Genomic DNA, 12832 nt, shown 5'->3' on the forward strand with positions numbered 1-12832 from the left:
TCCCATTTAAGCCAATCCCAGAGTAACTCGTGAGTAACTCATGAGTTACTCAGCCCCTCTTTGCTCGCCTTACTTATCGTGTGCTGCACCTTGTTTATTATTGTCTTCCGGTTGCGGTACATCATCGGGCTCTTGTTCCGCTGGATCGTAGTCACGGGGCTGGGTGTCGCCCACTTCATCTTCATCCACAACCAGCATTTGTTCATGTGCTGTGGTTTCTTCAATCCGCGGGTCCATGGTGGCGGCCAGCGGTGAGTTAGTGACATCGGAGGTGCCCACCACGTAGTCGCTTGGTTCGGGGCGCTCGGCTTTTTGTCGTGAGTTGATGTACGTGAGCAGGGTAAACATCAGCACCGTGAGCAGCGCAATCGAGGCATACAGCGCCTGATGACCAAAGGCGGCCATCAGCTGGGCATTGACCGCAGAGCCAAGCGCTGCACCGCCACCAAAGGCGACCAGCAGCGCCGAAGAAACGCCAACCCTGTCTTCGTCATCAACACGCGAGTTTGCCAGCGCAGATGACAACGGATATAAGGTAAACGCAAACAGACCAAAGATAAAACTCAACACATAGGCGGTTTGCTGCGAAGCAGGCAATAAAAACAGCAGCAGGCTCACCATACCAATGATCACCGCGTTGCTGCGCAGCAAAATACTACGGCGGATCTTGTCTGAAATGATACCCATCGGCCATTGTGCCAGTAGCCCGGCAAAAATGGTGATCGACATAAACAGGGCGATTTCTTCTGCGTTAAAGCCTGAAGAATGCGCGAAGGTCGGTGCAAGGCCATAAAAGCTGCCGTTGATGATCCCGGCAAACAGAATGGCAGTCATTGACTGGGGCACCTTACGGATGTAACTAAATAGGCTGACCTGAATGGGTTTGAGTGGCTTGGGGTGGATCCTGCGGGTAGTTGAAATCGGAATGATCCCGACCGACAGCGCCATACAAACCAAAAACAACGGTGCGTAGCCCAACTCTGGAAAGTGCGACAGCGCATATTGCCCCGCCACCATGCCCAGATATGAGGTGATCATGTAAAAAGAGAACACCCGGCCACGGGATTCCGGTGCTGCCTGCTCGTTCAGCCAACTTTCGAGCACCATGAAGTTACACATCATCCCGAGCCCGACAATTAAGCGCAGCGCCAGCCAGATATAAATATTATCGCTCACCCCGTGGGCAGCCACACAGGCGGTGACCGCCGCGGTGCTGGCTGCAAAGGTGCGGATGTGCCCCACCGATTTGATCAGGTGATAACCCAGTTTAGAGCCCAGTAACAGGCCCAGGTAATAACACGAAGTCAGCAAGCCTATCCAGAAGGTCGAGACCCCTTGCTTGCCCAGATATAAAGCCAGATAGGTGGTCAGTAAACCTGTACCACCGATCAAAAACAGGTTGGTAAAATAGAGCGACGGGAATGATTTCATTTGATTATTATTTATACGCCAATACAGTCACATAGTAGATGAACAATGGCGCTTTGACTAGCAAACTTTAGGTCAGAAAGGGTGAGTACCTGCGCATTAGCGTCGGGTCAGCGGGGGCACCGGCCCCCAACACAATGACACTCTTACAGCGCCCGTGCAAACATTGCCCAAAACATCACCCGGACGTGTGATTTGGCTACAATATCAAACTCTTCTTCTCTGCCCGCGCGGTACTTTTCTGCCATTTTAGCGTGCGCAAAGTCGATCACCTCATTGGTATAACCGGCATACCAGCTGAAAGGCGATTCACCCTTAAAGTGCTCGGCAAACTGGGCTTTGGCCAGTCCGGCATGAATAAAGGTCTGCACATCCCGGATATAGTCCTGAACGAACTGCACATCGGCTTTGTAGCCCAGATTGCTGTGGCCGGTGACCATCACGTCCCAGTCCAGCGCCATCAGAGTATCTATGTCATTTTTGTAGGCAATAGCGTCTTCAACGTTCGAGAAGCTGCGAAATTCTAGCTGATCCGGGTGGACCAGATCGATGGCATGGATGATGGTGCGTCCCTGATCCTGAATTAATAACGCCGTGTTGTCCTGAGTATGACCATTAAAGTTGCTAAGTGTTTTAAATGTGTGGCCTTCGAACTTAAACGTGTCGCCTATGATCTGAGTGACTGGCGCGGGCGCTGTCACCTTGTGAGAATGTAGTGCATCGCGTACCTCTGCGGTGGCGTAAATCTCAATGTGGGTGTCGGCCAGTGCTGTTTGGATAAGCCTGGAGTCGCCCACATGATCGGCATGGGCGTGGGAATAGACGATGCCACTGAGCGGCTTGTCAGTGAATGATTTAATGGCGGCGAGCAATTGTTTGCCTGTGCCGTGCGGGGCATCGATTAGCAGCACACTGTGCTGGCCTATCACCGCCGTGACATTGTAATTGGCCACGGATATCCAGTACACATTCTGGCTTAGCCGCTGCACTTCATATGGTTTCACAAAACGTTCTCGGTGGCTGCCTGCTACTTTCTGATGGTGTGCTGCTATCTCAGTGGCAGAGGCGGGTTTGTAAATAAAGTCACCAGCCAGAGCGGTGGTGGTTGAAAGCATAGCCAGTGCGCCGAATAAAGCATATTTTGATGTGGTCATGAGTGTTTCCTGATGCAGTCGTGTTACGTTTCTCAGGGCCAGCCAGCACAATATGTGCCCTTAAAACTAATAAAAGTATCAAAATGGCCCTTAGTATCTTTTTGAAACTATAGAGTTCAGATATACTCAGATCAAGTAAGCACCAATTTGTAAGCTAGTATGGCTGGGGTAACCAATGACAAAAAACAAGGCGTTACGCACAGAAGAAAATGACATTAATTTAGGTGGCTGCCCGATGACCTCAGTCATGAACGTGATCGGCGGCAAGTGGAAGGTGATCATCCTGTTTCACCTGCGTGACAACACGCTGCGTTTTGGTGAGTTGAAAAAGCGCATTCCAAAGATCACGCAAAAGATGCTGACTCAACAGTTGAGAGAGCTTGAAGCCGACGGATTGGTCTCTCGTGAGGTGTATGCCGAGGTGCCGCCCAGGGTGGAATACACCAGTACTTCATTATCGGATGAGCTTAGGCCAATTCTGGATATGCTGTGCGAATGGGGCCAGCGGCAACAGCGCCAGAAAAACTAAAAAAGGCGACACCCAGGTGTCGCCTTACATCTTACTCTCAATATCACTTTGTTTGGTGTTTAGTTACAGGCACCTAAGTCTGTCCAGTAATTCCAGGCATTACCCACATTGGAGTTTTGCGCCGGGTTTTTGCCACGGTGCCACCAGTTGCTGTGGTATTTGTGGCCATTGTAGGCTACTTCATTACCTGAGCGGTAAATCTTGCTGGCCGACCAGGTTTCCAGGCCGCTGCAACCGCTATTATTATTGCCATCTGTGACAGAGACTGACTGAGTCACGGTATGCGTCGCGCCAGCATCATCGGTCACTGTCAGAGACACCTGGTAGCTACCTGCATTAGCAAATGCATGGTTTACGTTTGCACCTGTGGTTGCGAAGCCGTCAATATTCCAGTCGTAAGCAACAACCTGGCCATCCGGGTCGCGGCTGGCGCTGGCATCAAAACTACAGGCAAGGTCGGTACAGCTTGCGGTAAAGCTGGCAACCGGCAGCTGGTTGTCTTGCGCGCCGCTACAACCGTTGGTGGCAATATAATCAGACGCAGCCTTGGCTTGCACTAAGCCATGACCGTACTCATGGTCACGACCGGCTGCACCTAAGTCGATGGCGGTGGCATTCAGGGCGTTACGGATATCGACATTGCTACAGCTTGGGTGCTGGCTCCAGACCAGCGCGGCAACCCCGGCTACGTGTGGGCTGGCCATCGAGGTGCCGGATTTTTCATCGTAATCCAGAATGGCTTCAAGCTGCACTTCGACCGTGCTACCCACAGATGACAGAAGGGCTGTACCGTCTTCCTGCGACAGAGAAATCACCGGAATGGTCACGCCATGTACGCCATCTCCTAAGGTGCCACCAAAGGAACCCGGCGCATTGTTGTACACTATGGCTGCGACACCGCCACCGGCCTGGCAGTTGGCGGCCTTGTCTTTAAAGGACGCGCCACCACGTTCAATTAAACATACGCTTTGCGTTGCGGCGCAGGCACTCAGGCCCTGACCACAATCAACCAGTTCGGCACTGACCTTACCTTCAACCGAGTTGGTCATGCCACCGCCTTTCACAAATACGCCGTTGGCGGTCACGCCAGCCGTAATACCAGTGCCACGCGGTACCGTTGATAAAATGTTGGTGCCAGGTGCGGCAATCTCGACCTGCGCATTGTACTGAGATGAGCTGTTCTTAACCCGGTTTTCATCAATGTTGGCCACCGATACCACAGTATCATAGCTGGCCGGGTAACTCAGGGTGGCGTCGCCGCCGTTACCGGCTGCTGCGATCAGTAGTACGCCTTTGTCATAGGCCGCCTGCAGACGCTCCTGGAAATATTGGCTGGGGCTGCCACCACCTAAGCTCATATTGATGACTTTAGCGCCATTTTCAACACAGTTATCGACGGCACGAGCAATACGTGAAGTTAAACCTTGCTTGCCGTCATTGTCGAATACGCGCACGTTATGCACGCCAATTTTGTCATTGGGCAACACACCAACCACACCCTGGCCATTTTTCAGTGCCACTATGGTTCCGGCAACGTGAGTACCGTGACCTGAGCCATCCTGATACCAGGTCAGGCCGCCCGGCAGATCGGTAAAGCCAGTGGCATTTTGTGGCAAGTCCGGGTGACCCAGATCATAGCCAGAGTCAATCACACAGACCTTAAACAGATCGGCGTTGGTGTCTTGTAATAGCGACGCCTGTACTTCGGCCAGACCATAAGGCGACACTTCAGCGCTGGCGGTCGACGTGAAAGGCACGTATTCATAATCTTCTTCAATGTAGGCATACTGGCCAGAGGCTTTTAACTGAGCAACCTGCTGTGCAGTCAGCTCCATGGTGACCACAGTGCCATTGTCGTCATTTGACAGCACTTCAGCCGCCGGCTCAAAGGCAAAGTCTTGGCTGATGGCGGCGCGCTCAAAGCGGCTGGCTTGTGGTGCAAAAATCGCTAAATCGCTTTGCTTGAGAATGTATTGCTTGGTTTCCTGTGCGTTGACGGCGGTTGATGACAGTGCTGATAGCGCAAGGGCTAACGAGGTAAGTCTGAATGTATTGGTCATGTTACTTCCTACTGATATTTTTGTTGTTGCTACTTGTTATTTTTGCTGCATCCAATGCAATGAGGTTTGATTTATTGTCTATTTTGTACCCCATTGAGGATCAAACTACCCCTTGAGATTGTTATTTGCAACCCATTGTTAATTAAAATTACACAAATAAGTAAAAATGGTGACCGTTTGAGGTACTTACTCATGCCGAGGTGTTTTTATAAGGAAGCTCAGAGTTGGGCTGTATGTTGCTGGCATGTGCCTGTTGTGGCGGATAAGCACATATAGTCCAGGCACTGGTAAACCTGGTGGGCGTGTAGGGAAATCTCACGACTGTAAATGGCGTATAAAGTCGAGCACGCGCAGTGCTCGTCGTTGTCTATACCCGCTGAAGTGGTGCTACGGGCATTCAGAGCATAGTCTTGAGTAAAAAGAACGCGCCCATGCTGGCCAACACCACAATCAGCGTGTTTTTTACCAGCAGGCTTAATACGATAGCCAATATTCCCCCCAGCAAAAAGGGGTTGATTAGATCATGCGTATTGAATGTTACTTCGCCAAATATAATGGGGGCAGCCATCGCAGTTAAAATACACGGCGCGGTAAAGCTTAAAAACCGCTGTACTCTCATATCGAGTTTGATGGGCAGCTTTTCCATGAAAAAGGCATAGCGCATAAAGAAGGTGATCAAGGCCATTAAAAAGATCAGATCATAACTCATAGTGCGCCTCCTAATCGCTTTCTTTATCTAAACAATAACCGACGACCATACCGACCAGCGCAGAGAGCAACAGATCGTTCGGGACCTCGAGTTTATGAAACAAAACTGCGCAACAGGCTGAGACCAGCACCGCGACTAACACTGGCGAGGATTGTATATTCGGGACCACCATGGCAATAAAAGTGGCAGCAATAGCAAACTCGAGCCCCAGGCTTTCAAGGTTTGGAATACTGGTACCCGCCACAATGCCAGCCAGTGTTGACAGGTTCCAGATGGCATAAAACGTGGCGCCTGAGATCAAGGCATAGTAGAGGGGAAAGTAGCCCAGCTCCTTACGCTTATTCTCCGTGACGGCAAACATTTCATCGGTCAGCAAAAAGGCCATCAGCATTTTGTGATGTAAAGGTAAGCCCATGGCATGACTGCGAAAAGTGGCTGAGTAGAGCAAGTGGCGTGAGCTGATCACGGCTGTACTGCCCAAAATGGTCGCGATACCCGCACTGGCGCCCGTCAGGGTCAAGGCAGACAATTGTGCTGCGCCGGCAAAGACCAGCAGCGACATCAGTTGTGACTGCAGCGGACTCAACCCCACTTGAATGGCCAGTGAACCACATAAAATCCCCCAGGGGATCACGGCAATGGATAAGGGAAGAATGTCAAAAAATGCGGCCAGTTTGATTGACCTGACCGGCTGTGCTTGCTCCGTGCTCATAGTACCTACCTAAATCTGTGAGTGGCATGACAACCTGCGCGGATGACAATGAAGACTGAATGGGTGTTGTCGCGAAGGCTGCTTGTTTTTATTATTTTAGATTCAGAATGTACCTTGAACAGAACCTGTGAGCAATAATTAAGCACTAAAACTTCATCAGGTTGTGGGCTTTATTGGAGCACGTTTACTGTCGTTAAGTGTGTTTATTGGTAATAGAGAGGTCCGGCTGTGAAGGCCAAGTCATTGGATAAATCTCGGTCAGTACGGGCGCTAGTCACTTGATTTGGGCAGCACCAGTGTAAATTGGCAGCCCTGATCTGGCTCACTGTGGCATTCTATGGTGCCCTTGAGCTTTTGCGTCACAATATTGAACACAATGTGCATCCCGAGCCCGGTGCCACCGTGGCTGCGTCGGGTGGTGTAAAAGGGCTCAAAAACTTTATCCCGTGTTTCTTCGCTCATACCGGCGCCGTCGTCAGTAACAATCCAGGTGAGCTGCTCTGGTGTGTCCTTTATGGTAATGCGGATGGTGCCGGGCTGTGTACCTTCATCAAAGGCGTGTTTAATGGCGTTGTCGACCAGGTTTGTGAGGATCTGGGCAATTGCGCCGGGGTAGGTCGATAGGCGAGCCTCCGAGGGAAAATCGGTTTTTACTGTGACTTGAGTGTGCTTCCACTTGGGGTGCAAGCTGGTTAACACATCGTTGAGATAGTCCGGCAGGTTGATGGTGCTGAGCTCTTCTATGGACTGATCAACCGCCACTTGCTTAAAGTTTTTCACCAGCTGGGCTGCACGACCCAGATTCGACTCAAGCAGTTGCAGGCTTTCTTGTAAGGTGGCAAAAAACTGTTCCAAGTGGTCTTTGCTAAGTTTGCCACTGGCCAATTTCTGCTCGCATTCTGCCAGTGCTTTGCTGGCGTATGAGCCTGCGGTTATGCCAATGCCAAGCGGGGTGTTAATCTCATGGGCAACGCCAGAGACTAAGCGGCCAAGGCCGGCCATTTTTTCCTGTTGTACCAGTTGTTGTTGAGTAACTTTGAGGTCTTCATGGGCGGTTTGCAACTGGTTAAAGGTACTTTCAAGCTGCGCCACAGCATCGGCGTTGGCCAGTGCAATGGCGGTATAGTTAGCGATAGTGCGCAGCATTTGCACATCGTTGTCGCTAAATGCATGCGGCTGAAAACTTTGCACGGTTAAACAGCCGATGATCCGGGTATCAATAATCAGCGGCAGATAAACCAACGACTCACTCTCGGCGCCGCTGACCGGCGCTGCAATGTGGTCGACGTACTGCGTCAGCTCACTGATCTGATTGACCCTGAGCTCTTTTTGTTGCGTGACGCACCACACGGCAGGGCGCTGGGTGTCGGACAGGGCATATTCAAATTCGGGCAGCTTTTGCCCTTTTTCAATCGCCAGTCGACAGGAAATACGCTGATTTTCACGGTCGAGGATCCCGACTACAAAGACGTCTGCGCCCATCAACTCATTCACGTGTTTATAGACACGTTCCAGCACCGATGAGAGATCTAACGTAGAGGTAATGTCTTTGCCTATGGTGCCCAGCATTGAGATATTGGCGGTGCGCGATTGCACTAGGTTATCGAGGGCGACTTGTTGTTGTTTGAGCTCTTTAATGCGCCATAAATACGCCAGGTATAACAGAGAAGTGATCAGCAGCAGTAGGCCCAGGCGAAACCACCAGGTCTCATACCAGGCCGGTAACTGGATCACTGCCAGGTTTAACTGATGCTGGCTCCATTGTCCCTTGCGGTTGCTGCCTTTGATCTTGAGTTGATAGTGACCGGGCGGCAAGCGGGTGTAGGTAATATGGCGTTTACTGGCATCGACCGGGATCCACTGCTCGTCATAACCGACCAGCTGATAGGCGTAACGATTGCTGTGTGGTGCAGTAAAGTCCAGCGCGGCAAACTCGACGGAAAAGCTGCGGGTGCTCGGAGGCAGCACCAGTTGTTTGGGTACTGTGACGGGCTGATTATTGACAGCTAGCTCGCTTATCACCAGTGGCGGGTGATAGGTCCAATGCCTCCAGCGCCCGGGGCGCAGTAACAGGATCCCTTTTGTGCCACCAAATACCAGCGTGCCATCGCGCAGTTTGGTATAGGAGCCCGTCCACATGGTCCCGGTGTCCCAGTCATCGGCAACACCCAGGTCTTCAAAGCTTTGCGCTGACGGGTCCAGCCAGCCATAGCCATTCCAGATCCGTCCCTGCGCATCTTCCATCAGGTTTCCTGCGGTACCTGTGGGTCTGCCCGCCAATTGATCCAGTGACTCGAACTGTGCCTGATGGCCATCGAAATGAACCAGTCTGTCGAGCCCGTGCGGGGTCGCGACCAACAGGCGCCCCTGGCTGTCAACCAGCAAGCTTTTGATGTAGTTGTCTGAGAGCGTGTCAGTGGTTTGTGCCCGGGCACTGATCTCGGTCACGGTTTTCGCTTTCAGATCAAGTACCAATAAACCAATGCGGGTGCCGACCCACAGCAGATCCGGGGCCATATAGGCCATCGTCAGGACCGGCTTGCCTGACAGCAGAGTATGATTTTTAAAGGCGCTCAGTGGCTGTAGCTGGCGGGTTTTAATGTCCATCAGCGCTAACCCTTCGTCGGTGCCAACCCATAGCTGTCCATTGGCGGTTTCCTGTAACATCACAACCTGATAACCGGGCAGACCATCGGCTTTGCTGTAACGTGTAAACTGCTGACTCAGAGGATCGAAATGGTGCAATCCGGTATTGGCCGATCCGGTCCAGACGCTGCCATCAAAGGTTTGCCGGATCACCCGGACATAGCCGTCGGCGAGCTTGCTTGGATCGCCAGGATCAGGCCGGTGACCGGCTACCACACCCATGCTGGGATCTATGATATCGATCCCTGTTTGTGCATTACCAACCCAGATCTGGCCATTGTCCAGCTCCGTGATGCTGCGGACATCTTCATGACTGAGCGAGTGGGGGTAGGACAATCGCCGAACAAACGTTCTGAACGCACCATTGTGCGGGTTATGGCGATTCAGCCCGTTGCCCCAGGTGCCCGCCCAGATCAACCCGGAGGCATCAACAAGCAGGGCCCCCATAGAGTCGAGGTTGATACTATAGGGGTTAAGCGGATCATGGCGAATATGTCGGATCACCGCACCGCTGTTGGCATTAACCACAGTGATCCCGCCTCCGGAGGTGCTGAGCCAGATATGCTCGGGATCTGGCTGTATAATGCCATTAACCCAGTGGTGGCTGAGGCTGGTTGGATCGCCTGGGCGATGGTGGATACGGGTCACCTGATCCGAGCCCGGCATGAAAAAAGCAGCGCCATGATCTGTGGTGCCAACCCAGATAGCGTGATTGGCGTCCTGAAACAGGCGAAACACATTCTGTTGATTAAATGCAGCCAGGGTTTCACCACTCAGAGGTTGCTGCCAATTGGCCTCCCCGGAGGCGTGCCCGTTTGGTAAAGTGACGCGGCAGAGGCCCGTTTTACTGCCCACCCACAGTGTGTTTGTGCCCCTGAGTAACAGTGAACGCAGGCGCGGCTGGATAAGCGGCTGATCGCAGCCGGTTATTTTGAGCCGCGAGACCCGACCTGTGGTGGCCTCGATGTGATTCAGGCCGTTGTCCGTTGCGGCGTAAATGTTACCCTGATCATCTCCGCTTAGCGCACGTATCGTGTTGTTATACAGGCTGTTGTTATCGGAGGGGTTATGCTCAAAACGTTTAAAGCGTCCTGTTGCAGGGTTGTAGACGGATATTCCATCAGCAAAAGTCCCTATCCAGACTCGACCATCCGGTGCCACCCATAATGATCTGATAAAGCTGCCTGACAGGCTGGTATCATCCTTTGGGTCATGCAGAAAAGTCACAAAGCGGTAGCCATCAAAGCGCAGCAGACCAAACTGGGTGCCGATCCAGATAAACCCGTCCCGATCCTGCGCCAGCGCGGTAACTACCCCCTGAGGAATTTGTTCGTTGTCGCCTATGGTCTGAAAAATTAATTCGCCCAGTTCGAAAAAAGAGTTGCCGGTCGCCGGTTGCGACGGGTGTACGCTTGTCTCAGTTGCTGTGACTGCTGTAAAGGGCATCAGATAAGTACATAACAGTAATAATAAAGCCACTACGCGCCGCAGGCCTGGTAATCGAATCACTTATGCTCCCCCAGATTTAATGCGCTGAGGTAATACCGGTATATGCCTATCCAGTATAGATAACCCGGCCCGGTATGCGCCGTGTTTATTGCGGCTTATTTTGCTTGATGGCTTCAAGATAGCGGCTCTCAACAAAGTTTTTCTCTTTACTCAGATGGGTTAGCTTTTGCCGGGTCTGTTCCAGCTCTGCTTTAAGGGCCGCGACTTCTGCGCTGCTGCCGTCGCCCTCATGTTCTACAGAGAGTTGATCTATCAGTTGATTTTGCTCCTCTATCTGGCGTTTGTACTGGTTTAGCAGGGTTTGTGTTTGCTGGTCGCTCATCGCATTGGCAGGTGCCCCTGCTTTGTCTTGCCGAAGTTGCTCTATTTCTTCTTGTAGCTGGGTATTGGCCTGGCGCAGTGTGTCGGTGGACTGGAACTGATGTTCCAGTTTGGAGCTGACATGACGCAGTTTCTTGCCACTATTATCGAGTTCGCCTTTAAGGCGTTTGATGAGTTTATGGGAGCGGATCAGTTTTTTGTTGAGCTCGTTAATGGAGCCTTGTTCTTCTTTGGTGATGTGGTCGGCGGTGGATGCCCGGATCTGCGAGAGCTGATTTTCCAGCGTCATCTGTACTTGCAACAGCTCTGAAATGGTCTTGCTGTGCTGCTGAGTAAACTGGCTGGCCCGCGCGACTGATTCGCGACACTGCGCCAGTAATTCGTCGTTCTCTGGTGTGCTTGGTTTGTGGTTTAAAAAAGCCCCGGCAAAGTGGCGAAACTCTCTTAAAATCAACAATAAAATATAAAACCAGGCCGCCAGGATCAACAGCCCCACATTCACTGCCAGATATTGGTAAACTTCGAGAGGAACCATACGCTGAGTTATGCCGCGTTTGTTTATCAATAAGATAAGTTTAGTTTTCGTTCAGAATTCTGCCTATACTGAAGAAGAATAATTGCGTTAGGGTAAAGAATGAAAGTTCTGATCGTTGATGACAGCCATGCAACCTGTGAGATCATCCGGCGGGCCCTGCAACAGTTTGAGTATCGCAAGCTGTTGTTGCGCTGTGCCAGCCGTGTTGATGAGGCGATGACGCTAATAGCTGATTGGCAGCCGCAGATCATTCTGACCGACTGGCATATGCCGGATAAAACCGGCATTGAACTGCTGGAAACCCTCCGTGTCAGCCACCCCGAGCTGCCGGTCGCGATGATCTCGACGGTGGACGATGCAACGCAGATTGAGTACGCCACCTCACTGGGCTGCGCATTTTTTCTGTCCAAACCTTTCAGCGATGATGCACTGCGCAGCGCCATCATGCCCTTGGTGCTGGAGCAAGAAGCCAACGAAGTGATTGCCGAAGATGAAGCGGTACCGCTTCGAGAAGAGCTGGCTTTGCCTAAAACAGACTTGCTGGAACGCCTGATGCAGAAAAACATCAGCGATTCTCTGATGTTAAAACCTATCCAGGCACAGCAATTAGATGAAAGCAAAGTGCCCTGCGTGATGGTAGTTTACGCTGAGCGCGGCAGTCAGAAACCTCGGGTAATTGGCGTGTTGGATGTATATGCGGCCTGTGTGCTGGCCAGCAGCCTGCAAGTGATCCCGCAAGAAGAAGCCCACAAAGCCATACATTTAAATCAGATAAATCCAGAGATTATGACGGCGTGTAAAGAAGCGCTGGCAAAAACTGCGTATGCATTTCTGGATAAGCAAAGCAAAATGAGCTTGTTCGTCAGAAGCTGCACCATTTTATATCAAAGTCACCCCAAACTTGAGCGCTTATACCAGTACCCGCTCGACAGTCGGCTTGATTTAAGCTGCGAGCGCGAAGGGATGGCGCAGGGTAAGATGCTGATCGTTGGGGTGTAAGGCCGGTGTGCCTTGGTGAGAAGAGACATTGACTCTGAGCCGCATTTAGATATTATGTGCTCAATATTGACGGAAAAACACCCAGGAGGACGATGATGATAGTAACCAAACCGACCGGGCAGACTGGCCTTAACTAATCTAACTTAAAATCGAATTTAGTCTAGCCAGCACTCCTTTTCGCCCGGTATCTACCGGGGCAAACAGCCCCTTTCTCAGTTATTAACATCATT

9 protein-coding genes are annotated in these 12832 nt (G+C 51.6%); 2 read left to right on the forward strand and 7 right to left on the reverse strand.

Annotation, left to right across the window (positions count from 1 at the left end; genetic code table 11):
* Positions 1-69: 69 nt before the first annotated feature.
* Positions 70-1431 (reverse strand): MFS transporter, encoded by a 1362-nt coding sequence (locus TW77_RS06415; protein ID WP_046004139.1) that lies wholly within the window; start codon positions 1429-1431, stop codon positions 70-72.
* 143 nt (positions 1432-1574) lie between these two features.
* Positions 1575-2582 carry an MBL fold metallo-hydrolase gene (locus TW77_RS06420; RefSeq protein WP_046004140.1) on the reverse strand — a complete coding sequence of 336 codons (1008 nt, stop codon included), beginning with the start codon at positions 2580-2582 and terminating at the stop codon, positions 1575-1577.
* Positions 2583-2757: 175 nt separating this feature from the next.
* Between TW77_RS06420 and TW77_RS06425 the strand changes: the two genes are divergently transcribed.
* A complete protein-coding gene (locus TW77_RS06425; RefSeq protein WP_046004141.1) occupies positions 2758-3111 on the forward strand; it encodes a winged helix-turn-helix transcriptional regulator in 354 nt (117 codons plus the stop codon).
* Between the two features lie 59 nt (positions 3112-3170).
* On the opposite strand, the gene TW77_RS25930 is transcribed toward TW77_RS06425, so the two are convergent.
* The 5 genes from TW77_RS25930 to TW77_RS06450 all read right to left on the reverse strand — a co-directional run bounded on the left by TW77_RS25930 (position 3171) and on the right by TW77_RS06450 (position 11603).
* Positions 3171-5171: a S8 family serine peptidase gene (locus TW77_RS25930; protein WP_046004142.1), complete on the reverse strand. Its 2001-nt coding sequence runs from the start codon at positions 5169-5171 to the stop codon at positions 3171-3173.
* Positions 5172-5568: 397 nt separating this feature from the next.
* The gene (locus tag TW77_RS06435; protein WP_046004143.1) at positions 5569-5880 is read right to left on the reverse strand and encodes an AzlD domain-containing protein; all 312 of its coding nucleotides are present in this window, start codon (positions 5878-5880) and stop codon (positions 5569-5571) included.
* Positions 5881-5890: 10 nt separating this feature from the next.
* Entirely contained in the window at positions 5891-6592 is a 702-nt protein-coding gene (locus tag TW77_RS06440) for an AzlC family ABC transporter permease (protein WP_046004144.1), read from the reverse strand.
* A 270-nt stretch (positions 6593-6862) separates the two neighbouring features.
* Positions 6863-10747 (reverse strand): two-component regulator propeller domain-containing protein, encoded by a 3885-nt coding sequence (locus tag TW77_RS06445; RefSeq protein WP_046004145.1) that lies wholly within the window; start codon positions 10745-10747, stop codon positions 6863-6865.
* 85 nt (positions 10748-10832) lie between these two features.
* Positions 10833-11603, reverse strand: a complete 771-nt coding sequence (locus TW77_RS06450) for a hypothetical protein (RefSeq protein WP_046004179.1) — start codon at positions 11601-11603, stop codon at positions 10833-10835.
* A gap of 99 nt (positions 11604-11702) precedes the next feature.
* On the opposite strand from TW77_RS06450, the gene TW77_RS06455 reads away from it, so the two are divergent.
* Positions 11703-12602 carry a response regulator gene (locus TW77_RS06455; protein ID WP_046004146.1) on the forward strand — a complete coding sequence of 300 codons (900 nt, stop codon included), beginning with the start codon at positions 11703-11705 and terminating at the stop codon, positions 12600-12602.
* Positions 12603-12832: the final 230 nt, after the last annotated feature.

It is taken from the genome of Pseudoalteromonas rubra (assembly GCF_000967655.1).
Taxonomy (GTDB): domain Bacteria; phylum Pseudomonadota; class Gammaproteobacteria; order Enterobacterales; family Alteromonadaceae; genus Pseudoalteromonas; species Pseudoalteromonas rubra_A.